Below are 25,435 nucleotides of genomic sequence, written 5' to 3'. Positions count from 1 at the left end.
CCGGTAGATTCTGTTCAATATGCGCCCGGCAAGGGCGAGGGGGAAAAGCTTATGAAAACATCAAAAATCCTGTCATTTCTCCTGTGCGGAGCCATGGCCGCGGGACTCACGGGCTGCGGCGGCGTCTACGAGAAAGCTGCCGCCACGGCAGCAGCGGATACCGCATCCGGCAGCACACAGGCAGAGGACACCTCTTCCGCATCTGGAGCCAAGGTCTTCCGCTACTCCATCACCACAGAGGCCGTCTCACTGGATCCATCCAAATCGACTGCCCTCGATGACGCCGAGCTGCTGCACGCGCTGACTGAGGGCCTCGTCCGCAACACCGCCGGCAAGATCACACCCGGTATTGCCGAATCCTGGGATGTGTCCGGCGATGGCCTGACCTACACCTTCCATCTGCGGGATGCCAAGTGGAGTGACGGTGTGCCGATCAAGGCAGGGGATTTTGTCTACAGCCTCCAGCGGCTGATGAATCCCGACACTGCCTCTGTCTATGCCTTTATCGGGGAATATATCAAGAACGGCGCCGCTGTCGAGAGCGGGCAGATGAAGCCCGAGGATCTCGGCGTGTCCGCCCCGGATGACCATACCCTGGTCATCACGCTTGACCACCCGGCCGCCTACTTCCTGAGCCTGATCGGTTCCATGCCGCAGTACTCGCCGATCCGCCGGGACATTGTGGAAAAGTACGGATCGGATTTCGCTGCCGACGCCGGCAAGAACGTCTACAGCGGCCCCTTCATGCTGACCAGCTCCGCCGCGCAGAAGTATATTCTGGAGAAGAATCCGAATTTCTGGGATGCGGAGAACATCAAGCTCGACGGCGCCGAGGTCAGTGTGATCTCTGATCAGAACACCGCCCTCGCGATGTATGAATCCGGCGATCTGGATTTTGTCAAGATCCCGACCGACGCCGTACCGGGCTACCGCGGCAAGGATCAGGAATTCATGAACGGCAACGAGGACTTCCTCTACATCAACCAGGATGGGTCGAACCCGCTGCTCACCAATAAGAACTTCCGCCTCGCCCTCAACTACGGCCTCAATCGGAACGCTTACATCCAGCTGGCGACCAACAGCGTCTACACCCCGACCAATTCCCTGGTCATGCCTCTCGTGAGCGGCGTCGAGAAGACCTATGGCGAGGAATATCCGATGACCGACAGGTCCTACCCGATGGACGGGGATGAGGATAAGGCCAAACAGTATCTGGAAGCTGCCATGAAGGATCTTGGGATCGCCAACGCCGCGGACATCACGGTCGCCATCACCACCACAGACGCGGAATCGTCCAAGAAGGTCGCTGAGGTCTGCCAGAACCTCCTCAGCACCGCTCTCGGCATCAACGTGGAAGTTCACCAGGTGACCTACAAAAATGTTTTCAGCGAAATCCTCCCGAAAGGCAAGTACGAAATCGCCTACTCCGGGTGGGGTCCGGATTACTCCGACCCGTACACTTACCTGGAGCTCTTCAAGAGCGGAAACCCGTACAACTACTCCAAGTATAAAAACGACGAGTTTGACAGCCTTCTTGATGCATCCAACACAGAATTAGACGCCAAGACCCGTATGGATATGCTCAACAAGGCAGAGCAGATCCTCCTCGACGACGGTGCCCTGGTTCCGCTCCAGTGCAGGGAGGAACACTACCTGCTGAATCCGCAGATGAAGAATGTCTCCTTCTATTTCTGCGGGCTGAACCTGGACTGGCCTTATGCGGAAAAGGACTGATCTCCCCGTCCTCTGGCGCATGTGCTCTTTTTCTGTGAAATATCTGTCAAATTTCGTAAAAAAGTAAATTTATCTATTTTTTTCCTAGAACAGGGTTTACATATTATCTATAGTATGGTTATAATAGTTTTTGTTCAATCATAATTTTTTCATACTATTCAAAATAACAGCCAAGCTATGTTTTCCGGGAGTACGGCGTTATAATGAAATCACCCCATAAGGGCAAGGAGGGAAAGCTTATGAAAAAATCGAAAGTCCTGTCGCTTCTCCTGTGCGGTGCCATGACCGCAAGCCTCGCAGCCTGCGGCGGCGCCTACGAGAAGGACACCACCACAGCCGCCGCGACTGACGCAGCAGCCGGCAGCGCTGCCTCGGAGAACGCCTCTTCCACATCGGGAGACAAGATTTTCCGCTACTCGATCACCTCGGAGGCCACAACCCTGGATCCGAACAAATCGGATTCCATCGCGGACGCTGAACTGCAGCACGCGATGACGGAGGGGCTTGTCCGCAACACCGCCGGCGAAATCTCTCCCGGTATCGCCGAATCCTGGGAACTGTCCGATGACGGCCTGACCTACACCTTCCACCTGCGGGACGCCAAGTGGAGCGACGGCGAGCCGATCAAGGCGGGCGATTTCGTCTACAGCCTCCAGAGACTGATGGATCCCAACACCGCTTCCGTCTATGCCTTCATCGGGGAATATATTAAGAACGGCGCCGCCGTGGAGAGCGGGAAGATGCAGCCCTCCGAGCTCGGCGTGTCCGCCCCGGATGACCACACCCTGGTGATCACCCTGGAACACCCGACCGCATACTTCCTGAGCCTCGTTGGCTCACTCGCCGAGTACGCGCCGATCCGCCAGGATATCGTGGAGAAGTACGGGACTGACTTTGCGGGCGATGCCAGCAAGAATGTCTACAGCGGTCCCTTCATGCTGACCAGCTCTGCCGCGCAGAAATATGTCTTCGAGAAGAACCCGAATTACTGGAATGCTGACAATGTCAAGCTCGACGGCGCCGAGGTCAGCGTAATCGCCGATCAGAACACCGCCCTTGCGATGTATGAATCCGGCGACCTGGACTTCGTCAAGATCCCGACCGACGCCGTGCCGAACTACGACGACAAGGATCAGGAGTACATGAACGGTAACGAGGACTACCTCTACATCAACCAGGGCGGATCGAACCCACTGCTCGCCAATAAGAACTTCCGCCTTGCCCTCAATTACGGAATCAACCGGAATGCCTACATCCAGCTGGCAACCAACAATGTCTACACGCCGACCAATACTCTCGTAATGCCGCTTGTGAACGGTGTCGAGAAGACCTACGGCGAGGAATACCCGATGTCTGAAAAGTCCTACCCGATGGACGGCGACCCTGACAAGGCTAAGCAGTACCTCGAGGCAGCCATGAAGGATCTGGGCATTGCCAAGGCATCAGACATCACCGTCACCATCACCACCACCGATGCGGAATCGTCAAAGAAGATCGCTGAGGTCTGCCAGAACCTTCTGAACAGCGCGCTCGGCATCAACGTGGAAGTCCGCCAGGTAACCTACAAGAACATCTACGGTGAAGTCCTCCCGAAGGGCGACTACGAGCTCGCCTACGCCGGCTGGGGTCCGGATTACCCTGACCCGTACACCTACCTGGAGCTCTTCAAGAGCGACAACCCGTACAACTACTCCAAGTATAAGAACGATGAGTTTGACAGCCTGCTCAAGGCATCCAACACGGAAACAGACAAGAAAGCCCGCATGGATATGCTCAACAAGGCTGAGCAGATCGTCCTCGACGACGGCGCCCTGGTTCCTCTTCAGTGCAGGCAGGAGCACTACCTGCTGAACCCGCAGATGAAGAACGTTTCCTTCTACTTCAGCGGCCTGAACCTTGACTGGCCGTTTGCGGAAAAAGACTGATCCATTACTCTTTTGATCTGACGCAAAATGCATCTGCCGGCGTTGTCCCGGGAGGAGAGAAGCTTCATCCCTCTCCGGACAATTGCCGGCATTTCCAAGTACATCAGAATCTCGGAACAGAGGTGATCCAACTCATGGCAAAATACATCGTCAAGCGGCTGATCGCAGCCCTGCTGACCGTCCTGACCCTCGCGACGGTCGTCTTCTTCCTCGTCCGCCTGATGCCCGGCGACCCCTTCACCAACCCGAAGCTGACGCCACAGGTCAAGGCCAACCTGGAAGCCTACTATGGCTTCAACAAGCCGCTGATCGCGCAGTATCTCCTGTTTCTCCAGAACCTGGTTCACGGGAACTTCGGCTACTCGATGTTCTACACGAACCGGACCGTCAACGATATCATCATGGATGGCTTCCCATTCTCCGCTGACCTCGGCATCAGGGCTCTCGTCCTCGCCATTTCCTTTGGCATCGTCCTGGGCATCCTTGCAGCCCGCCACCGCGGCACGAAGATCGATTTCTTCTGTGTCATCGTCGCCATCCTCGGAACCAGCATTCCCGACTTCATCATGGGGGCATTTCTCCAGTTTTTCTTCGGCATCAAGTGGGGACTTCTCCCCGTCGCCGGATATAAGGGCTTTGCCTACACCATTCTCCCGGCCTGCGGCCTCGCCTTCTACACCCTGGCCTCCGTCTCCAAGATCATGCGCGCGAGCATGCTGGATGTGGTCCAGCAGGACTACATCAAGACCGCCCGGTCGAAGGGTCTCAGCAACCTCCGCATTGTCGTTAAGCACCAGATCCGGAACGCGATCATGCCGGTGCTGACGATGCTCGGCCCCACCGTCGCGTCCGTCCTGACCGGCACTTTTGTCATCGAATCGATCTTCGCCATCCCCGGCATGGGCAAATATTACGTTGAGAGCGTGACCAACAACGACTACTCCCTCATCCTGGGCATGACGATCTTCTACGGAATTTTCCTCGTCATCTGCAACCTGATCGTGGATATTCTGTACGGACTTGTGGACCCGCGCATCCGCGTGTCCCGCTGAGACCACTAAATCTAAAGGAATCGCAGGTGATAATAATATGCAGGATTTATCAAAAGATCTCTTTGTCATCGAGGGCAGAAATGCTGAGAAGATGGAGTCGATCAGCCGCCCCAATATCTCCTTCTGGCAGGACGCCTGGCGAAGGCTGCGGAAAAACCGCGCCGCCTTCACTGGAATGGTCATTGTGATCATTTATGCCCTCTTCGCCATCTTCGCCCCGATGCTCAGCCACTACAGCTTCTCCGGCATGGATGCCACAGCAATCAACGCCGGCCCGAGCGCCACACACTGGCTTGGCTGTGACTCAACCGGCCGCGACCTCTGGGTCCGTACCTGGATGGGCGCCCGTGTATCCCTGACCATCGGTCTCTGCGCCGCGACCATCAATATGTGCGTCGGCGCCGTCATGGGCGGCCTCTGCGGTTATTTCGGCGGCAAGCTGGACATGATCATGATGCGGATCGTGGATATCCTCTACGGCATCCCCAGCCTGATCGTCACCATCCTCCTGATGGTCGTCATGGGCACTGGCGTGGGCACCCTGATCGCCGCCATGTGCATCGTCGGTTGGATCGGCACCTGCCGTTTTGTCCGCGGCGAGACCTTCCGGCTGCGTGAGCGGGATTTCGTCCTTGCCGCCCGCCTGCTGGGCGTGTCCAACTTCAAGATTATCTGCCGGCACATCATCCCCAACATCATGGGGCTCCTGATCACCAACCTCTGCCTCGCCATCCCGGGTGCCATTTTCCAGGAAGCGTTCCTGAGCTATATCGGCCTGGGCATCGCCCCGCCGAACTGCAGCTGGGGTCTTCTGGCGAAGGACGGCATCAAGATGCTGCGGGTGGCGCCCCACGAGATCGCCGTGCCCACCTTCTTCATCTGCACGACGATGCTTGCCCTGAACCTTCTGGGCGACGGGCTCCGCGACGCCTTCGACCCGAACCTGCGCGGAACCGAATAATTGACAAGACAAGGATGGATAAACTATGGCAGAGAATCTATTGGAAATCAAAGATTTGCGATATTCCTTCCGCACCTACGGCGGCACCGTCAAGGCGGTCCGCGGCGTCAGCTTCGATGTGAAAAAGGGGGAAGTCCTGGGCATCGTCGGTGAGTCTGGCTGCGGAAAGAGCGTCACCGCGCAGAGCATCCTGCGCCTGAATCCGGAACCGCCGGGCTTCTTCGAGGGCGGCCAGATCTTCTTCAAGGGAAGAGACCTGCTGAAACTCTCCGAGAAGGAAATGCGCCAGATCCGCGGGAAAGAGATCGGCTTCATTTTCCAGGATCCGATGACTTCCCTGAACCCGACCATGCGGGTCGGCGCACAGATCGAGGAAGTCTTCGTCGGCCGGAACGATGTCCCGAAGAAGGAAGTCCACGAGCGGGCACTGGAGATCATGCGCCTGGTCGGCATCTCCGATGTCGAGAAGCGCTTCCGCCAGTATCCCCACGAGCTCTCCGGCGGCATGAAGCAGCGTGTCATGATCGCCATTGCCCTGGTCAGCCACCCGGATCTCATCATCTGCGATGAGCCGACCACCTCCCTGGATGTCACCATCGAGGCGCAGATCCTGGATCTTCTGCTGGAGCTCCGAAAGAAGCTTGGCACCTCGATCATCATCATCACGCACGACCTCGGCGTCATCGCCCGGATCTGCGACCGCGTTGTCGTCATGTACGGCGGCGAGGTTCTCGAACACGGAACCGTCAATGAGATCTTCTACGAGACCGCGCACCCCTACACCCACGGCCTGATGAACTCCATCGCGGGTCTCAGCACCCCGAAGGACGCCGTCTTAAAGCCGATCGAGGGCACACCGCCTGACCTTTTCGCACCGCCTGCGGGATGCCCGTTCGCCGCGCGCTGTGACTATGGCATGAAGGTATGCGCGAAGTATCCGCCGGAGTTCACGAGCCTTTCCCCAAGCCACGCGACCCGGTGTTGGCTGCAGCACGAATATGCGCCGAAAATTGATCTCCGCACCCGAAGGGAGGGAACGCCCGATGGCAAATCCGAATGAAACAGAGAAGAATACTCCCCTGGTATGGGCAGATCACATCAGCAAGTATTTCCACGTCGCCCGCGGACAGGTCCTCAAGGCCGTCAACAATGTGAATTTTGAGGTCCGCCAGGGCGAGACCGTCGGCCTCGTCGGCGAGTCCGGCTGCGGAAAATCCACCACCGGCCGCTGCCTTGTCCGCCTCTACGAGCCCACCAGGGGAACCGTCTGGTACAGGGGCAAGGACGTCAGCAAGCTAAACCGGGCAGAAAAGAAGGAATTCTGCAGCAACGTGCAGATGATCTTCCAGAACCCGTACTCCTCGCTGAACCCCAGGATGACGGTCAAGGAAATCGTCGGCGAGGGCATGGCGCTCCACGGCCATTACAGCCAGAAGGAGCTCGACGACAAAGTCGAGGAGCTCCTGCACCTGGTCGGCCTCGGCCGGGACCACATGTCCCGCTTCCCGCACGAATTTTCCGGCGGCCAGCGGCAGAGAATCGGCATCGCCCGCGCGCTCTCCGTCAATCCTGAATTTATCGTCTGCGACGAGCCGATCTCCGCGCTGGATGTCTCGATCCAGGCGCAGGTCATCAACATGCTGAAGCATCTCCAGGAACAGTTCTCGCTGACGTATCTCTTTATCGCCCACGACCTGAGTGTGGTAAAATATATCTCGGACCGCGTCATCGTCATGTACCTGGGAACCATCGTCGAGGAGGCCGAGGCGGATGAGCTCTATTCCCACCCGCTCCACCCGTACACCCAGGCCCTGCTCTCGGCCATCCCGATCGCGGATCCGGAGCTCACCCGATCGAGAAAGCGGATTCCCATCACCGGCGAGATCCCGAGCCCAATCAACCCGAAGGACTGCTGCCAGTTCGCGGACCGCTGTCCTTACGCAACCGAGCGCTGCCACAAGGAGATGCCACAGATCAGGAAAGTCGGGAAAGAACACGCCGTCGCCTGCCATCTGATCAACAGCTGACGGATGCCGGCAGGAAGCCGGTTCCCCACCGGCCTTTTCCCGGATGATACGGCAGAATGTTTCTATCCAACATCGTCAAAGGAGGATTTCACATCATGAGCCAGATTGCAGAGGAAAAGCTCAGAAAGTACATGGAAGAACAGAAGCTGGACGGCTTCTTCATCAGCCGCCCGGTCAATGTAAAGTACATCAGCAGCTACACCGGAGAGGATTCCTACCTGCTGATCACGCAGAAGGCGAAATATTTCATCACGGATCCGCGCTACACCGAGCAGGTTTCCATCGAATGCCCGGATTACACCATCGTCGACTGGCGCGCGGAGATCGGTTCGGTCCCCGGCACTGCCGCTTTTCTGGCCAACCAGGATCACCTGAAAAATCTTGCCTTCGAGGCTGACCACCTGACCGTTGACATTTACCAGCACATCCAGGAAAAGACCAAGGCCGAGCTTGTCCCGGAGACCAACGTCGTCGAGGAGTTCCGGATGCACAAGAACCCGCAGGAGCTTGAGTATCTGCGCGCCTCCTGCGAGATCGCCGCGCGGGCTTACGAGCAGATTCAGAAGGACATCCGCCCCGGCGTGACCGAGAAAGAGCTCGCCGCTAACCTCTCCCGCTACATGGTGCTGAACGGTTCCGACACCATGCCCTACGGCAACATCCTGATCTCCGGCGCGAGAACCTCGCTCCTTCACGGTATCCCGTCCGCCAAGGCCGTCGAATATGGGGATTTCGTCCTCATGGACTACGGCTGCCAGTACCACGGCTATCTCTCCGACATGACCCGCACCCTCGTGGTCGGGAAGGCGACCCCGGAGCAGAAGCATGTCTATGAACTCGAGCAGCAGATGGTCGCCGACACCGAGGCATTTCTCAAGGCCGGTGTCTCCTCCCGCGACGCCTACTATGTCTCCCGGAAGGCCATCGAGGGCACAAAATACCTTGACTACCACTACCCGAGCATGGGCCACGGCATCGGCATGTTTGTGCACGAGATGCCGTTCATGAGCCCGAAGTCGGAATACATTCTCGCGGAGAACACGGTCATGACCGTCGAGCCCGGAATCTACATCCCCGGCTGGGGCGGCGTCCGCATCGAGGACACCACGCTGATCACCAAGGACGGCTGTGAAAACCTGACCAATGCCACAAAGGAACTGATCGAGCTGTAAATCCCGCGCCTGCCCGCCGTGAATGTCTGATTCCGGCAGGCAGGCGTCTTTATTATGCAGAGCACTGAACACGCGCAAGCCGGGGCGGAACGCATGTTTCGTGCGAACTATGCTCTTTTGCTGACCACAGGAACTTACCTTTGCCTGAGAACAGGAAAAACATCTGGAGGCTCAAAATGAGAAATGACTATGTGGAAAAACTGATCGCGGCACTGCCGGGCGCCGGACTAGACGCGGTCCTGATCGCGCCCGGCGAGGAGCTCGCCTTTCTGTTCGGCATCTCCCCGATGATGTGCGAGCGGTTTCAGGGTATGTTTGTCAAAGCGGACGGGGAAATCTTCTACATCTGCAACCTCCTCTACAGGGAGCAGATCGCAGGCGGGCTGCCGGGGACGATCCCGGTATACAGCTGGTTCGACAACGATGACATGGTCACCGTCGTCAGCGGCATCCTGAAAGAACACGGCCTCGCCGGAAAGACCATCGGTGTCAATTCCTCCGTGCCCGCATTTTCCATGCTTGCCGTCGGGGAAGCGGCGGACATCCGCTTCCGGGACGCGAAACTCCTCTTTGAGGAGATCCGCATCAGCAAAACGCCCGGGGAAATGCAGGCGCTCCGCGACTCCGCCGCGCTGGTTGACCGGGTCTTCACGGAAATCCAGTGCCGTATCCATCCCGGCGCCACGGAAAAGGAGCTGCAGGAATTCCTGCTGGCCCGCATGGCCGAGCTCGGTGGAAAATCCCCGGAATGCATCGTCGCTGCCGGGGCGAACGCAAGCTATCCGCACTACAATGAAAATCAGGGCATCGTGAGGGAGCAGGACACCGTCCTCATGGACTACGGCTGCACCGTGGACGGCATGTACTCGGACATGACGAGAACCGTCTTCGTCGGCGGCGCCACCGAGCGCCAGCGGGAGTACTACGAGCTTGTCCGCCGGGCAAATGAGGAAGCCGAGCAGCTGTGCGTCGAGGGCGCCTGGATCCCGGACATCGACGCCAAGGCACGGGAAGTTCTCGACGAGAAGGGCCTCGCCCACACGCTCATCAACCGCCTTGGCCACGGGGTCGGCTACACGATCCACGAGCAGCCGGAAATCAAGCAGTCTGACCGGCGGAAGCTCGGGCGCGGCATGGCCTTCTCCATTGAGCCGGGTATCTACCTTGCCGGCGACCTGGGCATCCGGATCGAGGATGTCGTCCTGATCAACGGCGACGGACAGCGGGAGATTCTCAACAAGTCTGACAAGAGCCTGATTATCCTCTGATGGCCTGCTCCTATTTTCCAGCTTGCTTCCCGCAGAAAAGGGAACCGTCTACGCCCCCGCCGGGAAAACAGCGCACCCGGAGATTTCCCGAGATCCGCATGGGACAGGATCAGCGCAAGGCCGCATGAGACAGGATCATCGCAAGGCCGCGTGGGACAGGATCACCCCCGCCGCCTCGTCGAGATCCCCGCAGACCGCAAAGGCCAGCTTGTTCATCGTCTCTGTGGGCGGCGTGAGATCCGGGATCACGATCGGACAGCAGCCCGCCGCGGACGCCGAGAGCACCCCTGTCTCCGCGTCCTCAAGGACAGCGCACTCCCCCGTCGTGAGTTCCGGCGCCGCGGGATCCTGCCGACGTAAGACCGCGGCCGCTTTCCCGACCGCATGCTGGTAACAGTCCGGCGCCGGTTTCCCGGCGCCGGCTTCTTTTCCGCAGACGGAAAACCGGATATAGGGCAGGATGCCGCTCTGCGCCCAGAGCTTTTCCGCGGTCTCCCGCGCTGTCCCGGTCGCGATCCCGATCAGGATCCCATGATCCTGCAGCCGGTTCAGCAGAGAAAATAGTCCCTTTTTCAGCGGGACGCCGTGTTCCCGGATATACGCCGCAAAATACGCGTCGCGGATCTTCCGCAGCGCATAATAGTCAAATCCCTCCGTGCCCTTCATCGACCGGAACCGCTCCGCGTTGGCCTCCCTCGTCCGCCCCCGGAAGGACAGCAGATCCTCCCGGCTGACCCCGCAGCCGGTCTCGACTGCAGCCCGGATCCAGGCATTCTGGGAGATTCTCTCCGTGTCGAACAGCGTCCCATCCATATCCATGATCACTGCCCTGAACATCATTTCCCCTCCGTATACCTTTTTGCTCATCTTACCATATCCCGGAGGGAAAGAAAAACGGTTCCGCCGCGCGGGATCTCTGATCGAGCCGCGGAAAAGCTGCGGACGCAGGCCGGCGACCCCGCCATTGCCCGGGCTGCGAACGTCAAACCCGCCGTATTTGCCGTCAGGGAAAGCTTATCGATCTGGTTCGGATCGCCGCAGAGCACGATCTTGCTGCCTTCCGCCGCCCTGGTCACAATTCCCATGATCTGTCCCGGCGTCGCGTTCTGGCATTCATCGATGATGATATAACTGTTGGTGATGGACCTGCCGCGCATAAATCCCATACTCTCAATGGAAATCCGCCCACTCTCCAGATAATCCTCCATGATCTGGTCGACCTCGCCGGCATCGATTCTGGAAGGGCGTTTCGTATGCATTCCTCCGCCCTGGATTTTCAGATAGGTTCTGAGATTATCCGTGACACCACGCATAAGCGGCCCGACCTTCTCCACCTCGCTGCCCGGTAGCGCCCCGATATCCCGGTCAAATTCGACATTGTTCCGGGTGGCGATCATCCGCTCGTACCTGTCTTCCATCTGATCCATGCCGCAGGCAACCGTGAGGAAGGTCTTGGCTGTCCCCGCCTCCCCTTGAAGTATGACCAAAGGGATTTCCTCAGGAGGCGCCATCAGGGCATCGATGGCAAAATGCTGGCTGACATTCCGCGGCGTGACCCGGCAGGAATCTGAGAGCGTATACAAGCGGTGGAACATCCCGCCGCGAAACCTGGCAAGAAAAGTGTGCTTCGGATCGCAGCGGTCGTGGAGAATCAGGTATTCATTTTCCACAAGATCCCTTGTCTTGCGGCCATCTGCCTTCATCTGTCCTTCCCTCGCAAGGATATTCATCTCCTCCGCGCTCACATACACCTCTGCCCGATCCGCGCAGTTTTCGTCCACGGGAATCTGGGCATTCCGGTACTCCTGCGCCGGAACACCGATTTCGCTCGCCTTGAAGAGAAGCGACTGATCCTCCGTGACCAGGATCGCCCCCAGGGAACAGCACGCCGCGAGAATGCGGTTGTCCGCCTTGGAAAGCTCCCACCCCTGGGGGAGTACCACGGCGTCGACGCTGTCATTTTCCACCCGGAAGATTCCCCTGCCGCGGTTAATTTTCACCCCCTCGGCAAGATCCGCATGGCTTCGCAGCGCCTTCTGCCTAAGCGGCGTGAGTGACTGGCGGAATACCTCCCTGGCCTGGCAGGCCCGCTCGGTTTTCCCCTGTTTCAGGCTGTCCAGTTCCTCGATGGTGGTCGCCGTGACGACGACCTCATTATCGTCGAAGCCATAGACTGCCGTGGGATAATTCATCAGAATGTTGGTATCGAGAAGATAGGTGTGGCGTTTTTCAGACATGGGCTCCCTTTCCGCGCCCATTTGCCAGCGCAGACAGGCGCCTGTATGATTTTCCCTGTCTTCTCTATACCAAACGAATGTAAAGAATGATGGAAAGATTCTGCAAATTTCATGTAAGACAGACTTTTCTCCAGTGAATTTCCCGGCACGCTTCCTTTTCCCGCAGAATAATGCTACACTGTTCTTGTCTGGAAACCACGCCGGGAATATTTTCGCCGGCGGCTGGTGAAACGGAAAGGGATTCTTTTAAGAATGGAGGCAATCGAACATTATGGATATGAAAGCTAAGGTTACAGAACTTGTCAACGCCTCCTCGGTATGTGCCGAGGCGAAGGCTGCCGGCGAGGCTTATCTGAAGGCAGCTGGCACCCCGGGCCAGGCAGAGGCAGCCAAGGCGCTGCTTGCTGAGCTTAAAGATGATGTCTGCAGCGTGGACGATGCCATCGCCTTCGGCGGGAGCGATGCCGCGAAGAAGTATCTCGGCGAGGAGGCCGCGGCCGGCATTGTCAAGGCTGCCAAGGCATCCAAGGCTGCCGGCGGAAAGTACTGCGTATGCCCGGCCTGCACAGCGGGTGGAGAGATTCTGGATCACGCGGAGGAGCTGTAAATACTGGCATGAGAAAACCCGCAAAATACCGGTGCTGATTGTTCCGGCTTTTGCGGGTTTTCCTCTATGTGGATTTTCCAGGTGTCCGATACTACCCGCAGCATGGGTGGATGCGTAAAACGGCTAATTTAGCCGCATTTCTATTAACGTAAAATTTGAGGTTTCAGTGTAAAAACACACTCTCCTCTCAGAACATGTGCCTGCCAGTTCTCTCTGTTTCTAATTAGTGTCTGCTCAATAGCGTAGAATGCAATATTTACTGACAATAACGGCGGATTGCGGTATAATAAGTGCAAAGATTTTTGCAATTTCTCCTAATTTCTTTGCACTTATTGATATATCCGAGGCAGTCCGCCATGTACAAAAAACCGTCCGAGCACCAGATTTCGATTTTTGATTTCAACCAGAGCTGTGGAACACCGCTGGATGAAAACAATGAATGGGTCCGGCTTGCAAATGCCATCGACTGGACAAGCCTGGAAAAAGTGTACGCTTCTCTCTTTCCCTCACACGAAGGACGGCAGGCCTTTCCTCTGCGTGTTGCTCTCGGTGCTCTGATCATTCAGAAACGTGAGGGGCTTTCTGACCGCAGGCTGGTTAAGGAAGTCGCCCAAAACCCGTATTACCAGTACTTCATTGGTATGGACCGGTTTTCGGACACCTGCCCGTTCAAGCCGACAGTTCTCGTGTATTTTCGCCGCAGGCTGGATTCCCGTTTTCTGATGATGGCGAATGAAGAATACCTTGCTGCAGGCGCTGCCACGCCGGAACATGCCGGCGATAAACCGGAAAAATCCGCCGACGGGGAGAACGTGGGGACTTTCATTCTGGATGCCACCTGTTCTCCGTCCAACATCAAGTATCCTCAGGACTTTGTGCTTCTCAATGATGCCAGGGAGAAGCTCGAAGAGATGATTGACTATTTCCATCACCAGTATCATCCATGGACGAAGCCCAGAACATACCGGAGGCGCGCAAGAAAAGAATATCTTGCCATGGCGAAAGCCAAAAAAACGCCCGACGAAGAAGCTCCGGAGCCTGATCCGTAAGCAGCTTGGCTGCCTGAATCGCGATCTGCGGTATCTGGAGGCATACATGACAGAAGGCTATGCCCTGCCACAGAAGTATATTGACTGCTATCTGACCGTCCAGAAGCTGTACGAACAGCAGAAGTACATGTTTGATAACAACACTCACAGAGTGGATGACCGGATTGTGAGCATCAGCCAGCCGTATATCCGTCCCATCGTGCGCGGCAAAGCCAAGTCTCCCGTGGAGTTTGGCGCCAAGTATGATGTCAGCATTGACGAAAAGGGCCACGCCCGCCTGGAGAAGCTCCAGTTTGATCCTTACAATGAGAGCTCTGTCCTGCAGGATGCGGTAGAACGTTATAAGGAACGCACCGGGCATTATCCGGTACGGGTTCTTGTTGACCAGATCTACAGGACAAGGGCGAACCGTGCTTACTGTAAAGAGCACGGCATCCGCATCTCCGGCCCGAGACTGGGGCGTCCCGCAGCCGATCATAAGGCTAACCGGGAGGAGTATAAAGACAACACTGACCGGATCGAGGTAGAGCGCTTCTTCAGCAGGGAGAAGCGTTGTAACGGCGCTGGTCTCATTATGACCAGACTGGCTGAAACAACACTGGCATCTATCGCATTATCAGTCTATGTCACCAACCTCTTCGCAATTCCTACAGGGAATCTTTTTGTGCTTTATTTTGCGGACTGCGGATACGGGCCGGAAACAGCGCAGTTCATCGAAATGGACGATGCAACGTGAGCAATTCGCCAGAATTCCGGGCTGCACTGTACGGTTGGCAGCCGTCCAGATACCTTTGCAGTTTGCTAAAATTGGACCCAATGTTGAGCAGACACTAATTATGTCTTCCGCTTTGCGTCTTTTGGTGTCTTCCTGATCGCTGTCTTTTCCCACCGCTGATTTTTTCTCTGTCTATCACCATTTCCGGCGCTTTCCGGGGAAGCTCCATGGGCGATGGCGGGGAAAGGCATAACAAAAGCCCCCGGCGGGGGGAACCCTCACCGGGAGCGCTGCGGCTCATCTTTTCAGTTTTTGCACAACGCGGAACAGCGGATTTGACTAATCTTGCCAAATGAATTAGATTTAGGTTGTTCATCGAATGTAATACGCTGTGTCAAAAAGGTGTCTGCATGCAGATGCTAATTTGACAAGGTGTATCGATTTCGATGCTAAAAGGGTCTTCTGATCGGTGTCTGTTTACAGATGCTTTAATCAGACGGCTCTTTTTTTCTTGTCCCGTTTCAAATAATCGTAAATCAGAATTTTCTTTTGGTTTTCGGCTGTCCTTTTTGCCCTTGGCGATATATTATCGCTTGTTTTTATCGCTTGCTTTTTTTTCAAGCGATAAAGTGACAATAGTACGGTCGGGATCAAACTGCTCTCCGATAACGGGATCTTTCAAGCTTTCATCTTTCCAGATAGTGAACTACTCCGACTTATAGAAGTCGGAGCTTCCTGCTTCAACCACTACTGCGCTGGCTACGATGATACGTAACGGCTCGTCTTACACAGTGTCCACAGGCGTATGAGTTTGGGCTATTCCATCCCTACTGTAATATTTAGTTTTAGGCTACTTCAGTCAGTAGTCGTAATCCCTCACGTAAGATATTGATAGCGGCATTCTGGTCACGATTCATCGTAAGACCACAATCGCATACCATTTTACGAATGTCTAAATCCTTCATTTCTGGATGTATTGTTCCGCAACAATGACATATCTGTGATGACGGGAACCACTTATCTACCTTGATAAGATACTTATTCCTATCAGATAGCTTGTATTCAAGCATAGACAGGAACATACCGTAACCGTTATCAAGAGTAGCTTTGCCATTACCGAAGCCATGATTTGCCATAGACCTCATATTTAAGGATTCCACGCAAACAACATCATACGAATTGGCTATCTTCGTAGATATTTTATGCAGGTTATCCAGACGCTGGTTAGCGATATGCCTATGTATCTTATTCACTTTACGAAGTTGCTTTATATAATTATTGGACTTAACCTCGTGTTTCTTAGAGCCTTGCATGCGTGACAGCCTACGTTGTGCCTTGGCAAGTTTGTCATGGCTTTCACGATAATACTTATGATTAGTACCTGTATTGCCATTACTATCTACGTATAAGCCGTCGGAAGCATAATCTAACCCGATGGCATTAGTTTTATCGGCTACATAAGGATTTACGATATTCTCAAACTCAAAGAGTACGGAGATATAATATTTGCCATCAGATTCCTGTGATATGGTAGCCAATTTAATTGTCCAACTATCGTCAGGCACACGATGGATAACAGCTTTTACCTTTCCAATCTTAGGAAGCTTGATATATTTGTTGTCTATAATGGCAACTGTCCCATGTTGATTGTTCGTAGTATAGGACTTACGACTATGTTTGGCAGACTTGAATTTAGGAAAACCGTTTTTCTTCTTACGAGATTTACTAAATGTATTACGAAAAGCCTCCTGTAAGTCCATCTGCTTATTGGCAAGAGCAAGGCTGTCTACTTCTCTAAGATAAGGATAATCGTTCTTATATTTGGCAGGCGTAACAGTAGGAAATTTGCCTGTAGCTTTGTAGCCGTCAATTTTATCGGAAAGCATAAGATTATAGACCTTACGACAATGCTCATGTACGGTAAGGAAGCAAGCAACCGAAAACAAGAGATAGACCGCCAGCACTACACTATTCCGAACCAAAGACCAAAAGATAAGCATTGTGGGAAAATCTAAACTTTTGGATTTTCCTACAATGCCAACTACGGCGGAATCCCTCCCACTCCTTATATCTTTCTGTATACATTGAATTTGTATTTAGTAAAATGCAGACAACACCACGGATCGGCTTTTGGTTGGACAATTCCAACCAAACACCACAGCAGACAGCAGAAAACATTCTGAACGCTAGGAAGCCGGTATGATTGTTACATATAAGGGGAAGAAAAATTTCTTTTAGGTACTTGCTTTCCTAAAACTGATGTGATACAATGATTTAATCCAGAAAAGGAGTAAAAAATATGCGGCAAGGTATTCTTAAATAAAACTATAATCAAATAGTGGGAACAAAGGATTATGATAGCTCCTTTTGTAGGGGCTTAGTTTTTTGTACCCAATTTAAAAATACTTTTGCCTTATCAATTTTGACATATCCCCAAAAACAGCAATCACAAACAGGTGTATGCTGTATATGTGTATGTCCGCAACTTATAATCCCCAGTGGTAAAAGTATTTTACTGCTGGGGGTTTTTATGCCCTTTGGGGCTGTAAAGGGAGGACAATCACATGAAAATAATCAATATTGGAATTCTTGCCCATGTAGACGCTGGAAAGACGACCTTGACGGAGAGCCTGCTATATGCCAGCGGAGCCATTTCAGAACCGGGGAGCGTCGAAAAAGGGACAACGAGGACGGACACCATGTTTTTGGAGCGGCAGCGTGGGATTACCATTCAAGCGGCAGTCACTTCCTTCCAGTGGCACAGATGTAAAGTTAACATTGTGGATACGCCCGGCCACATGGATTTTTTGGCGGAGGTGTACCGCTCTTTGGCTGTTTTAGATGGGGCCATCTTGGTGATCTCCGCTAAAGATGGCGTGCAGGCCCAGACCCGTATTCTGTTCCATGCCCTGCGGAAAATGAACATTCCCACCGTTATCTTTATCAACAAGATCGACCAGGCTGGCGTTGATTTGCAGAGCGTGGTTCAGTCTGTTCGGGATAAGCTCTCCGCCGATATTATCATCAAGCAGACGGTGTCGCTGTCCCCGGAAATAGTCCTGGAGGAAAATACCGACATAGAAGCATGGGATGCGGTCATCGAAAATAACGATGAATTATTGGAAAAGTATATCGCAGGAGAACCAATCAGCCGGGAAAAACTTGCGCGGGAGGAACAGCAGCGGGTTCAAGACGCCTCCCTGTTCCCAGTCTATCATGGCAGCGCCAAAAATGGCCTTGGCATTCAACCGTTGATGGATGCGGTGACAGGGCTGTTCCAACCGATTGGGGAACAGGGGGGCGCCGCCCTATGCGGCAGCGTTTTCAAGGTTGAGTACACCGATTGCGGCCAGCGGCGTGTCTATCTACGGTTATACAGCGGAACGCTGCGCCTGCGGGATACGGTGGCCCTGGCCGGGAGAGAAAAGCTGAAAATCACAGAGATGCGTATTCCATCCAAAGGGGAAATTGTTCGGACAGACACCGCTTATCAGGGTGAAATTGTTATCCTTCCCAGCGACAGCGTGAGGTTAAACGATGTATTAGGGGACCAAACCCGGCTCCCTCGTAAAAGGTGGCGCGAGGACCCCCTCCCCATGCTGCGGACGACGATTGCGCCGAAAACGGCAGCGCAAAGAGAACGGCTGCTGGACGCTCTTACGCAACTTGCGGATACTGACCCGCTTTTGCGTTGCGAAGTGGATTCCATCACCCATGAGATCATTCTTTCTTTTTTGGGCCGGGTGCAGTTGGAGGTTGTTTCCGCTTTGCTGTCGGAAAAATACAAGCTTGAAACAGTGGTAAAGGAACCCTCCGTCATTTATATGGAGCGGCCGCTCAAAGCAGCCAGCCACACCATCCATATCGAGGTGCCGCCCAACCCGTTTTGGGCATCCATAGGACTGTCTGTTACACCACTCTCGCTTGGCTCCGGTGTACAATACGAGAGCCGGGTTTCGCTGGGATACTTGAACCAGAGTTTTCAAAACGCTGTCAGGGATGGTATCCGTTACGGGCTGGAGCAGGGCTTGTTCGGCTGGAACGTAACGGACTGTAAGATTTGCTTTGAATACGGGCTTTATTACAGTCCGGTCAGCACGCCGGCGGACTTCCGCTCATTGGCCCCGATTGTATTGGAACAGGCATTGAAGGAATCGGGGACGCAGCTGCTGGAACCTTATCTCTCCTTCATCCTCTATGCGCCCCAGGAATACCTTTCCAGGGCTTATCATGATGCACCGAAATACTGTGCCACCATCGAAACGGCCCAGGTAAAAAAGGATGAAGTTGTCTTTACTGGCGAGATTCCCGCCCGCTGTATACAGGCATACCGTACTGATCTGGCCTTTTACACCAACGGGCGGAGCGTATGCCTTACAGAGCTGAAAGGATATCAGGCCGCTGTCGGTCAGCCGGTCATCCAGCCCCGCCGTCCAAACAGCCGCCTGGACAAGGTGCGCCATATGTTTCAGAAGGTAATGTAAAGATACATAATCGTCAAGACGGCAACAATCAGAAGTTATGGAGGGTAACAATGGAATATAGTAAGGAAGATTTAATGGAAGCAAAAAAGCAAATTTGGGGAGTGGGAGAGAACATGGGAACAGAGGAAAGTAAAAAAATCTGGGAGGAGAACGCACAATTTTGGGATAATGCAATGGGTGACGAATCTAATGAATTTCACAGAGAGGTAGTGCGTCCCAAAGTAACGGAACTTCTATCTCCTAATCCTGCGGATTACATTTTGGATATTGCGTGTGGCAATGGAAATTATTCTTCGTATCTTGCACAAAGAGGCGCTTCGGTTGTCGCTTTTGATTACAGCAAAAAAATGATAGAATTGGCTAAAAGACGGCAATCACAATATGCAAAACAAATTGAATTTTGTGTGGCGGATGCGACCGATAGAAAAAGTATATTAGAATTAAAAAGAAATCGAGCCTTTACGAAAGCAGTTTCTAATATGGCAATTATGGATATTACGGATATTGAACCACTTCTTATGGCTGTTTATGAACTGTTGCAGGAAAGCGGAATTTTTGTCTTTGCAACGCAACACCCTTGTTTTGTCACGTTGACTGAAAAATATATGACACCGCACAGTTACTATGATATAGCGATTGAAGGGCAACCGAAAGAGCAGATTTATTATCATCGTTCCATACAAGATATTTTTAACCTTTGTTTTAGAGCTGGATTTGTCATTGATGGATTTTATGAAGAATGTTTTAAAACCAACAAAGAAATTCCTATGGTAATGATAGTAAGGCTTAAGAAGGTAAAACGTGATAGCTTAAAATAAATTCAAGTTTGTCGGGTAAATAGCAAACCCAGCCGAGCCAGTCAACGGTCAAGATGAACGGCGCATATGCGCAGCCGTTGACAGCCCCGCCCGCCTTTGCTGGTAGGCAATCAAGGGGCGACAGCAAGAAGTGCCACCGCCCCGCACTATTATTCAGAAAGGGGAATTTCCATGACCGACCAGATAGCCTATCAAGAATATATCCAGCGCAGGTACAACGCCTTTTGCAAGACTGTTATCCGCTGTGCCGCCTTGGACAAGATTTTGAAGCTTAAACGGCAATGGGAACGGCAAGTTTCCCTTGACTATCTGATGAACGAGAAGTTTGTCCAGTTTGCCGCGTCGGAGCCGGACGAGGAATACCCATTTACCGTCTGCGGTCAGACCGTCCTGCTCTGCAACGCCGCCCTTGCCGACGCGATCTCTGTTTTGCCGGAGCAGACGCGGGAAGAAATCCTGCGCTATTACTTTCTGCGCCAGCCGCAGCGCGTGATCGGCGCGTGTATTGGCCGGTCACGCAGCACAGCGGGGCGGCATATCCAGCTTGCCTTGCAGCGGCTACGCGAAGAAATGGGGGTGAGCCGGTATGAGTAGACTTCTCCCCTATGAAACAATCCTCAAAGCCCGTGAGGGCGACCCAGAAGCCGTGAACGCTGTCCTGCTCCACTACGCCGGATATATCCGCTATTTCTCAAAAGTGAACGGGCAGGTCAACGCCGAGGTGGAGGACTATGTAAAGCAGCGGTTAATTGACTGTCAATTCAAGTTCCGGCTTGACGAACCACCGGACAAGTCATAAAAACTGAATACCAGCCGCCACCGACGCGGCCAGCGAAAGCAGTAAGTCTTGAAAAAGATTTACTGCTTTTTTTGTTGTCCGGCTCCGCTCCCGGCCATTTTGCCCCCTGCCGGTTGTAGTAGTAAGCGAGGAGGGAATTTTTCTGCCCTGGTGTTTGGCATTTGGAGCATTTACCCGTAGTAGAGGGCAAAGAGAAAGGATTTCTCCAACACCGGGTAGAAACCACTGCGTCCGGTGTCATTTTAGCGAAAGCGGGCAGGAATGCCCTTTACAGGATTAGTAGTAGCAGAAAAAGAGAAACAAACTTTTGTGGTTGCAGTTTTCCAAAAAAGTGGCGGACGGAAGTGAGAGAAAGTTTGCAGTCACGGAGAGCAAGTTTCTACCACGGTGCCAAAATCCGCAATTCTGCAGTTTTGCCCCTCGCGGGAAACTTGTTGGGGAGTGCCTTCCCCAAACCCTGCTCATGCGCCCTTACGGGCGAGAAAGGAGGTCACACCATGCGAAAGAAATACAACACGCCCCACCGCAGCCGCGTTGTGAAAACCCGGCTGTCCGAAGATGAGTATGCCGACTTCACAGCGCGGCTTGCGCCCTATGGTATCAGCCAGTCCGAATTTCTCCGGCAGGCGATACGGCGGGCGACCATACGCCCGGTTGTCCATGTGTCGTCGGTCAATGACGAGTTGCTTTCCGCTGTCGGGAAGCTGACAGCCGAGTACGGCAGGATCGGCGGCAACCTCAATCAGATTGCCCGGTATCTGAACGAATACGGCGTACCCTACAACACCCTTTCCGGCGAGGTACGCGCCGCCATATCCGACCTTGCCGTCCTCAAGTATGAAGTCCTCAAGAAAGTAGGTGACGCGGTTGGCAACACTCAAGCATATCAACTCTAAAAACGCCGACTACGGAGCCGCCGAGCAATATCTTCTCTTTGAGCATGACGAGTTTACCATGAAGCCCGTCCTTGATGAAACCGGCAGGCTTATCCCCCGCGAGGACTACCGGCTGTCCACGCTGAACTGCGACGGGGAGGATTTTGCCGTTGCGTGTATGCGGGCCAATCTCCGCTATCAGAAAAACCAGCGGCGGGAAGATGTGAAAAGCCACCACTACATCATCAGCTTTGACCCGCGGGACGGGCCGGACAACGGCCTGACCGTAGACCGGGCGCAGGCGTTGGGGGAACAATTCTGTAAAGAGCATTTTCCCGGCCACCAGGCCCTTGTCTGCACCCACCCGGACGGGCATAACCACAGCGGCAACATTCATGTGCATATCGTCATAAACAGCCTGCGGATTGAGGAAGTGCCGTTCCTGCCCTACATGGACAGGCCGGCCGATACGAAAGTCGGCTGCAAGCACCGATGTACCGACGCTGCCCTGCGCTACTTCAAATCCGAAGTCATGGAGATGTGCCACCGGGAGGGGCTTTATCAAATCGACCTCTTGAACGGCAGCAAGAACCGCGTCACCGACCGGGAGTATTGGGCGCAGAAAAAGGGACAGGCCGCGCTGGACAAGCAGAACGCCCCCATGATTGCCGATAGTATCACGCCCCGGCAGACCAAGTTTGAAACGAACAAGGAGAAGCTGCGGCAGACCCTACGGAAAGCCCTTGCCACCGCCGCCAGCTTTGACGAGTTTTCCTCTCTGTTGCTGCAGGAGGGTGTGACCGTCAAGGAGAGCCGGGGGCGGCTTTCCTACCTCACGCCGGACAGGACAAAGCCAATTACCGCCCGGAAGCTGGGCGACGATTTTGACCGCGCCGCTGTCTTTGCCGTTTTAGAGCAAAACGCCGCCAGAGCAGCCGAAGCGCCAGCCAGATCCCCCGATCCCCCACGCACCATAAAAGACCGCTTGCAGGTTGCCAGAGCCGAGATAGCCGCCCCGAAACAGGACGGAGTGCAGCGGCTTGTGGACATTGAGCAGAAAATGGCCGAGGGCAAAGGCCGGGGCTATGAACGCTGGGCGAAGATACACAATCTGAAGCAGGCCGCCAAAACGCTGTCCGTCTACCAGCAATACGGCTTTACTTCCCCGGAGCAGTTAGAAGCCGCCGTTGACACCGCCTATCAGAAAATGCGCCAGACCAGCGGCGAACTGAAAGCACTGGAAACGAAGCTGCAAGGGAAAAAGAAGTTGCAGCGGCAGGTGTTGGCCTACGCCCAGACCAAGGCCGCCCGCGACGGGCTGCGGGCACAGAAATCCGAGAAAGCCCGCGCCGCATACCGGCAGGCCCATGAGAGCGATTTTATCATAGCCGACGCAGCAGCCCGGTATTTCAAGGCGCATGGCATTACCAAGCTGCCCGCCCGGAAAGCGTTGCAGGCCGAGATCGAGCAGCTTATCTCCGAGAAAGACGGCCTGTATAACACCTATCACGAACAGAAACAGCGGTTCAAGGAGTTGCAGACCGTCAAGCGGAACATCGACCAGATTTTGCGCCGGGACGAGCCGCACCGCAGAAAGGAGCAGAGCCATGAGCGATAACCTGCCCCACATGGACTACCGCCAGCACCGGCGGGCGCGGCGGCTGGTACATGAGTGCTGTAACTACGATGAGGGGAACTGCCTGCTATTGGACGACGGGGAGCCTTGCGTGTGCGTCCAGAGCATTTCCTTTTCCCTCATGTGCCACTGGTTCCGTGTGGCTGTCCTGCCCCTTGACGGGGAGCTGGCCGCAGCCCTCTTGTGCCGGGGAAGCCGGAAACGGTGTGCCGTCTGCGGGGCGGCCTTTGTCCCCAAATCCAACCGGGGAAAATACTGCCCCGACTGCGCCGGGCGCATGAAGAAAATCAAAGCCGCCGAGAGAAAGCGGAAACAAAGGCAGAGATGTCACGCTTTAGAGCCTTTCAAACCCGCATAAATCAAGGCTTTTTTCGTGGGTGTCAAAGGGTACGCGATACATTTATCCTTTTCCCCCGGAAACGGCGTTTTAATGCGTGACAATACGCCAAAATCAACCCGAACACAGGGAGGTGATCCTATCGCTGATTATATCAGGGCAGACACGCGGCTGCCCGCCTATCTGCCGTATCCCCGTTTCCTGCTGAAAATGGAGATTTCACAGACCGCCAAGCTGCTGTATTCGCTGCTGTTAGACCGTTCCACCCTCTCCCAGAAAAACAAGTGGCTGGACGACGAGGGCAGGATTTATATTATCTATCCCATCGCGGAGATAGCAGAAATACTGGATAAAGGCAGCACCACCATCAAGGGGGCGCTTAATGAACTGGACACGGCGGGGCTGTTGGAACGGGAACGGGGCGGCTTCTCCGCACCGAACCGGCTTTATGTCAAAGTACCGCCAGTGCCACAGGTACAGTTTTCAGACCAACTGATGGCCGGAAGTCCGCCCCTCATAGAGCCGGAAAACCGTCCTACTGATGGTCAGAAAACCGACCTTATGATGGTCGGAAAACCGTCCCCTAACCAAACTACTATAAACAACCTTACAGAGAGCCAAACAAAGGGAGTGAGTGGGGGGCCGTCCGCGCCCTATGGCCGATATGGAAATATTTTTCTGTCACAGACCGAATACGACGAGTTGCAGGCAGAGTACCCTGACAGGCTGGAACGGTTCATCGAGGAAATGAGCCGCTACCTTGCCGCCAACGGGAAAAGCTACCAGAACTATGCCGCCGCCCTGCGGATATGGGCGGGGAACGACAAAAAGGAAGCCCCTAAAAAGGGCATACCAGACTACTCATGCAAGGAGGGCGAGAGTTTATGAAGAATGAAATCAACGCGGTTTTGGAGAATATGACGACCACCATCCCGGAGCCGGAGGACTACACCGGCGAGGACGGTTTACTGTACTGCGGCAAGTGCCGCAAGCCGAAAGAAGCCTATTTTGCGCCGGATAAGGCCGCTATCTTCGGGCGCGACCGCCACCCGGCAGAGTGCGACTGCCAGAGAACCGCCCGCGAGGAACGGGAAGCCGCCGAAAAGCGGCGCAGACACCTTGACACCGTGGAAGAACTGAAACGCCGGGGCTTTACCGACCCCACCATGCGGGACTGGACTTTCGAGAACGACAACGGCAGGAACCCGCAGACCGGGCTTGCCCGCCGGTATGTGGAGCATTGGGAAGATATGCGGACAGACAATATCGGCTGCCTGTTCTGGGGCGGCGTAGGCACCGGCAAAAGCTACCTTGCAGGCTGTATCGCAAACGCCCTCATGGAGAAAGAAATCCCCGTCCGCATGACGAACTTTGCTCTTATCCTCAATGACCTTGCCGCCAGCTTTGAGGGGCGCAACGAGTACATTTCCCGCCTTTGTCGTTATCCGCTGCTGATCCTTGACGACTTCGGCATGGAACGCGGGACGGAATACGGGCTGGAACAGGTGTTCAATGTGATTGACAGCCGTTACCGCAGCGGCAAGCCGCTGATCGTCACGACCAACCTTACGCTGGACGACCTGCACAACCCGGAGGACACCGCCCATTCCCGGATTTATGACCGCCTGCTTTCCATGTGCGTCCCGGTACGCTTTACCGGCGACAACTTCCGGCAGGAAACCGCCAAGCGGAAAATGGAGAGCATGAAGAAACTGATTACCGACTGAAAGGAGTATTGC

The 25,435-nt window shown here is 54.5% G+C and carries 21 protein-coding genes and 1 pseudogene; 19 read left to right on the top strand and 3 right to left on the bottom strand.

Annotation, left to right across the window (positions count from 1 at the left end; all coding sequences use genetic code 11):
* Positions 1-51 precede the first annotated feature (51 nt).
* From ISF27_RS09015 to ISF27_RS08980, 8 genes are all read left to right on the top strand, one after another.
* Complete coding sequence (locus ISF27_RS09015; RefSeq protein WP_194611170.1) at positions 52-1,734, top strand: peptide ABC transporter substrate-binding protein; 1,683 nt, start codon at positions 52-54, stop codon at positions 1,732-1,734.
* A 239-nt stretch (positions 1,735-1,973) separates the two neighbouring features.
* Positions 1,974-3,659 (top strand): peptide ABC transporter substrate-binding protein, encoded by a 1,686-nt coding sequence (locus ISF27_RS09010; protein WP_194611169.1) that lies wholly within the window; start codon positions 1,974-1,976, stop codon positions 3,657-3,659.
* Positions 3,660-3,793: 134 nt separating this feature from the next.
* Positions 3,794-4,711, top strand: a complete 918-nt coding sequence (locus tag ISF27_RS09005; RefSeq protein WP_194611168.1) for an ABC transporter permease — start codon at positions 3,794-3,796, stop codon at positions 4,709-4,711.
* Between the two features lie 37 nt (positions 4,712-4,748).
* Positions 4,749-5,672, top strand: a complete 924-nt coding sequence (locus ISF27_RS09000) for an ABC transporter permease (protein WP_194611167.1) — start codon at positions 4,749-4,751, stop codon at positions 5,670-5,672.
* 25 nt (positions 5,673-5,697) lie between these two features.
* Positions 5,698-6,732 carry an ABC transporter ATP-binding protein gene (locus ISF27_RS08995; RefSeq protein ID WP_194611166.1) on the top strand — a complete coding sequence of 345 codons (1,035 nt, stop codon included), beginning with the start codon at positions 5,698-5,700 and terminating at the stop codon, positions 6,730-6,732.
* A complete protein-coding gene (locus ISF27_RS08990) occupies positions 6,716-7,699 on the top strand; it encodes an ABC transporter ATP-binding protein (protein ID WP_194611165.1) in 984 nt (327 codons plus the stop codon). The genes ISF27_RS08995 and ISF27_RS08990 overlap by 17 nt, the downstream gene beginning before the upstream one ends.
* 95 nt (positions 7,700-7,794) lie before the next feature.
* The gene (locus tag ISF27_RS08985; RefSeq protein ID WP_194611164.1) at positions 7,795-8,871 is read left to right on the top strand and encodes a M24 family metallopeptidase; all 1,077 of its coding nucleotides are present in this window, start codon (positions 7,795-7,797) and stop codon (positions 8,869-8,871) included.
* Between the two features lie 176 nt (positions 8,872-9,047).
* Positions 9,048-10,139, top strand: coding sequence for a M24 family metallopeptidase (locus ISF27_RS08980; RefSeq protein WP_194611163.1), 1,092 nt, complete (start codon positions 9,048-9,050; stop codon positions 10,137-10,139).
* A 135-nt stretch (positions 10,140-10,274) separates the two neighbouring features.
* On the opposite strand, the gene ISF27_RS08975 is transcribed toward ISF27_RS08980, so the two are convergent.
* Positions 10,275-11,006 (bottom strand): HAD family hydrolase, encoded by a 732-nt coding sequence (locus ISF27_RS08975; protein ID WP_194611162.1) that lies wholly within the window; start codon positions 11,004-11,006, stop codon positions 10,275-10,277.
* On the bottom strand, positions 11,003-12,376 hold the full coding sequence (locus tag ISF27_RS08970; protein ID WP_194611161.1) for a PhoH family protein: 1,374 nt from the start codon (positions 12,374-12,376) through the stop codon (positions 11,003-11,005). The genes ISF27_RS08975 and ISF27_RS08970 overlap by 4 nt, the downstream gene beginning before the upstream one ends.
* Before the next feature lie 277 nt (positions 12,377-12,653).
* On the opposite strand from ISF27_RS08970, the gene ISF27_RS08965 reads away from it, so the two are divergent.
* Positions 12,654-12,983, top strand: a complete 330-nt coding sequence (locus ISF27_RS08965) for a hypothetical protein (protein WP_207727422.1) — start codon at positions 12,654-12,656, stop codon at positions 12,981-12,983.
* Positions 12,984-13,339: 356 nt separating this feature from the next.
* A pseudogene (locus tag ISF27_RS08960) lies at positions 13,340-14,768 on the top strand (IS5 family transposase).
* 824 nt (positions 14,769-15,592) lie between these two features.
* On the opposite strand, the gene ISF27_RS08955 reads toward ISF27_RS08960, so the two are convergent.
* Positions 15,593-16,633 carry an RNA-guided endonuclease TnpB family protein gene (locus ISF27_RS08955; RefSeq protein WP_194611322.1) on the bottom strand — a complete coding sequence of 347 codons (1,041 nt, stop codon included), beginning with the start codon at positions 16,631-16,633 and terminating at the stop codon, positions 15,593-15,595.
* A gap of 678 nt (positions 16,634-17,311) precedes the next feature.
* Between ISF27_RS08955 and tet(W) the strand changes: the two genes are divergently transcribed.
* The 9 genes from tet(W) (at position 17,312) to ISF27_RS08910 (ending at position 25,423) form a co-directional block, all read left to right on the top strand.
* Entirely contained in the window at positions 17,312-19,231 is a 1,920-nt protein-coding gene (gene tet(W) / locus ISF27_RS08950; protein ID WP_002586627.1) for a tetracycline resistance ribosomal protection protein Tet(W), read from the top strand.
* Between the two features lie 50 nt (positions 19,232-19,281).
* Entirely contained in the window at positions 19,282-20,049 is a 768-nt protein-coding gene (locus tag ISF27_RS08945; protein ID WP_002586626.1) for a class I SAM-dependent methyltransferase, read from the top strand.
* Positions 20,050-20,220: 171 nt separating this feature from the next.
* Positions 20,221-20,643 carry a sigma-70 RNA polymerase sigma factor region 4 domain-containing protein gene (locus ISF27_RS08940; protein ID WP_002586616.1) on the top strand — a complete coding sequence of 141 codons (423 nt, stop codon included), beginning with the start codon at positions 20,221-20,223 and terminating at the stop codon, positions 20,641-20,643.
* Complete coding sequence (locus ISF27_RS08935; RefSeq protein WP_002586615.1) at positions 20,636-20,848, top strand: helix-turn-helix domain-containing protein; 213 nt, start codon at positions 20,636-20,638, stop codon at positions 20,846-20,848. Before ISF27_RS08940 ends, ISF27_RS08935 begins: the two co-directional genes overlap by 8 nt.
* A gap of 497 nt (positions 20,849-21,345) precedes the next feature.
* Positions 21,346-21,744: a plasmid mobilization protein gene (locus ISF27_RS08930; RefSeq protein ID WP_002596229.1), complete on the top strand. Its 399-nt coding sequence runs from the start codon at positions 21,346-21,348 to the stop codon at positions 21,742-21,744.
* On the top strand, positions 21,716-23,341 hold the full coding sequence (locus ISF27_RS08925) for a relaxase/mobilization nuclease domain-containing protein (protein WP_002596230.1): 1,626 nt from the start codon (positions 21,716-21,718) through the stop codon (positions 23,339-23,341). Before ISF27_RS08930 ends, ISF27_RS08925 begins: the two co-directional genes overlap by 29 nt.
* Complete coding sequence (locus tag ISF27_RS08920) at positions 23,331-23,717, top strand: cysteine-rich VLP domain-containing protein (RefSeq protein ID WP_002596231.1); 387 nt, start codon at positions 23,331-23,333, stop codon at positions 23,715-23,717. The genes ISF27_RS08925 and ISF27_RS08920 overlap by 11 nt, the downstream gene beginning before the upstream one ends.
* A 15-nt stretch (positions 23,718-23,732) precedes the next feature.
* Positions 23,733-24,584, top strand: a complete 852-nt coding sequence (locus ISF27_RS08915) for a replication initiator protein A (protein ID WP_002596232.1) — start codon at positions 23,733-23,735, stop codon at positions 24,582-24,584.
* Entirely contained in the window at positions 24,581-25,423 is an 843-nt protein-coding gene (locus ISF27_RS08910) for an ATP-binding protein (RefSeq protein ID WP_002596233.1), read from the top strand. The genes ISF27_RS08915 and ISF27_RS08910 overlap by 4 nt, the downstream gene beginning before the upstream one ends.
* Positions 25,424-25,435 lie beyond the last annotated feature (12 nt).

Source organism: Clostridium vitabionis, from assembly GCF_015351765.1.
Classification (GTDB): domain Bacteria; phylum Bacillota; class Clostridia; order Lachnospirales; family Lachnospiraceae; genus Clostridium_R; species Clostridium_R vitabionis.
Note: the sequence above shows the minus strand (reverse complement) of the source record. Positions and strands in the feature narration are given on the sequence as shown.

Coding starts and splice junctions, on each gene's coding strand:
- ISF27_RS09015 (WP_194611170.1), top strand. CDS start 52: ATGAAAACATCAAAAATCCTGTCATTTCTCCTGTGCGGAGCCATGGCC.
- ISF27_RS09010 (WP_194611169.1), top strand. CDS start 1,974: ATGAAAAAATCGAAAGTCCTGTCGCTTCTCCTGTGCGGTGCCATGACC.
- ISF27_RS09005 (WP_194611168.1), top strand. CDS start 3,794: ATGGCAAAATACATCGTCAAGCGGCTGATCGCAGCCCTGCTGACCGTC.
- ISF27_RS09000 (WP_194611167.1), top strand. CDS start 4,749: ATGCAGGATTTATCAAAAGATCTCTTTGTCATCGAGGGCAGAAATGCT.
- ISF27_RS08995 (WP_194611166.1), top strand. CDS start 5,698: ATGGCAGAGAATCTATTGGAAATCAAAGATTTGCGATATTCCTTCCGC.
- ISF27_RS08990 (WP_194611165.1), top strand. CDS start 6,716: ATGGCAAATCCGAATGAAACAGAGAAGAATACTCCCCTGGTATGGGCA.
- ISF27_RS08985 (WP_194611164.1), top strand. CDS start 7,795: ATGAGCCAGATTGCAGAGGAAAAGCTCAGAAAGTACATGGAAGAACAG.
- ISF27_RS08980 (WP_194611163.1), top strand. CDS start 9,048: ATGAGAAATGACTATGTGGAAAAACTGATCGCGGCACTGCCGGGCGCC.
- ISF27_RS08975 (WP_194611162.1), bottom strand. CDS start 11,006: ATGAGCAAAAAGGTATACGGAGGGGAAATGATGTTCAGGGCAGTGATC.
- ISF27_RS08970 (WP_194611161.1), bottom strand. CDS start 12,376: ATGTCTGAAAAACGCCACACCTATCTTCTCGATACCAACATTCTGATG.
- ISF27_RS08965 (WP_207727422.1), top strand. CDS start 12,654: ATGAAAGCTAAGGTTACAGAACTTGTCAACGCCTCCTCGGTATGTGCC.
- ISF27_RS08955 (WP_194611322.1), bottom strand. CDS start 16,633: ATGCTTTCCGATAAAATTGACGGCTACAAAGCTACAGGCAAATTTCCT.
- ISF27_RS08945 (WP_002586626.1), top strand. CDS start 19,282: ATGGAATATAGTAAGGAAGATTTAATGGAAGCAAAAAAGCAAATTTGG.
- ISF27_RS08940 (WP_002586616.1), top strand. CDS start 20,221: ATGACCGACCAGATAGCCTATCAAGAATATATCCAGCGCAGGTACAAC.
- ISF27_RS08935 (WP_002586615.1), top strand. CDS start 20,636: ATGAGTAGACTTCTCCCCTATGAAACAATCCTCAAAGCCCGTGAGGGC.
- ISF27_RS08930 (WP_002596229.1), top strand. CDS start 21,346: ATGCGAAAGAAATACAACACGCCCCACCGCAGCCGCGTTGTGAAAACC.
- ISF27_RS08920 (WP_002596231.1), top strand. CDS start 23,331: ATGAGCGATAACCTGCCCCACATGGACTACCGCCAGCACCGGCGGGCG.
- ISF27_RS08910 (WP_002596233.1), top strand. CDS start 24,581: ATGAAGAATGAAATCAACGCGGTTTTGGAGAATATGACGACCACCATC.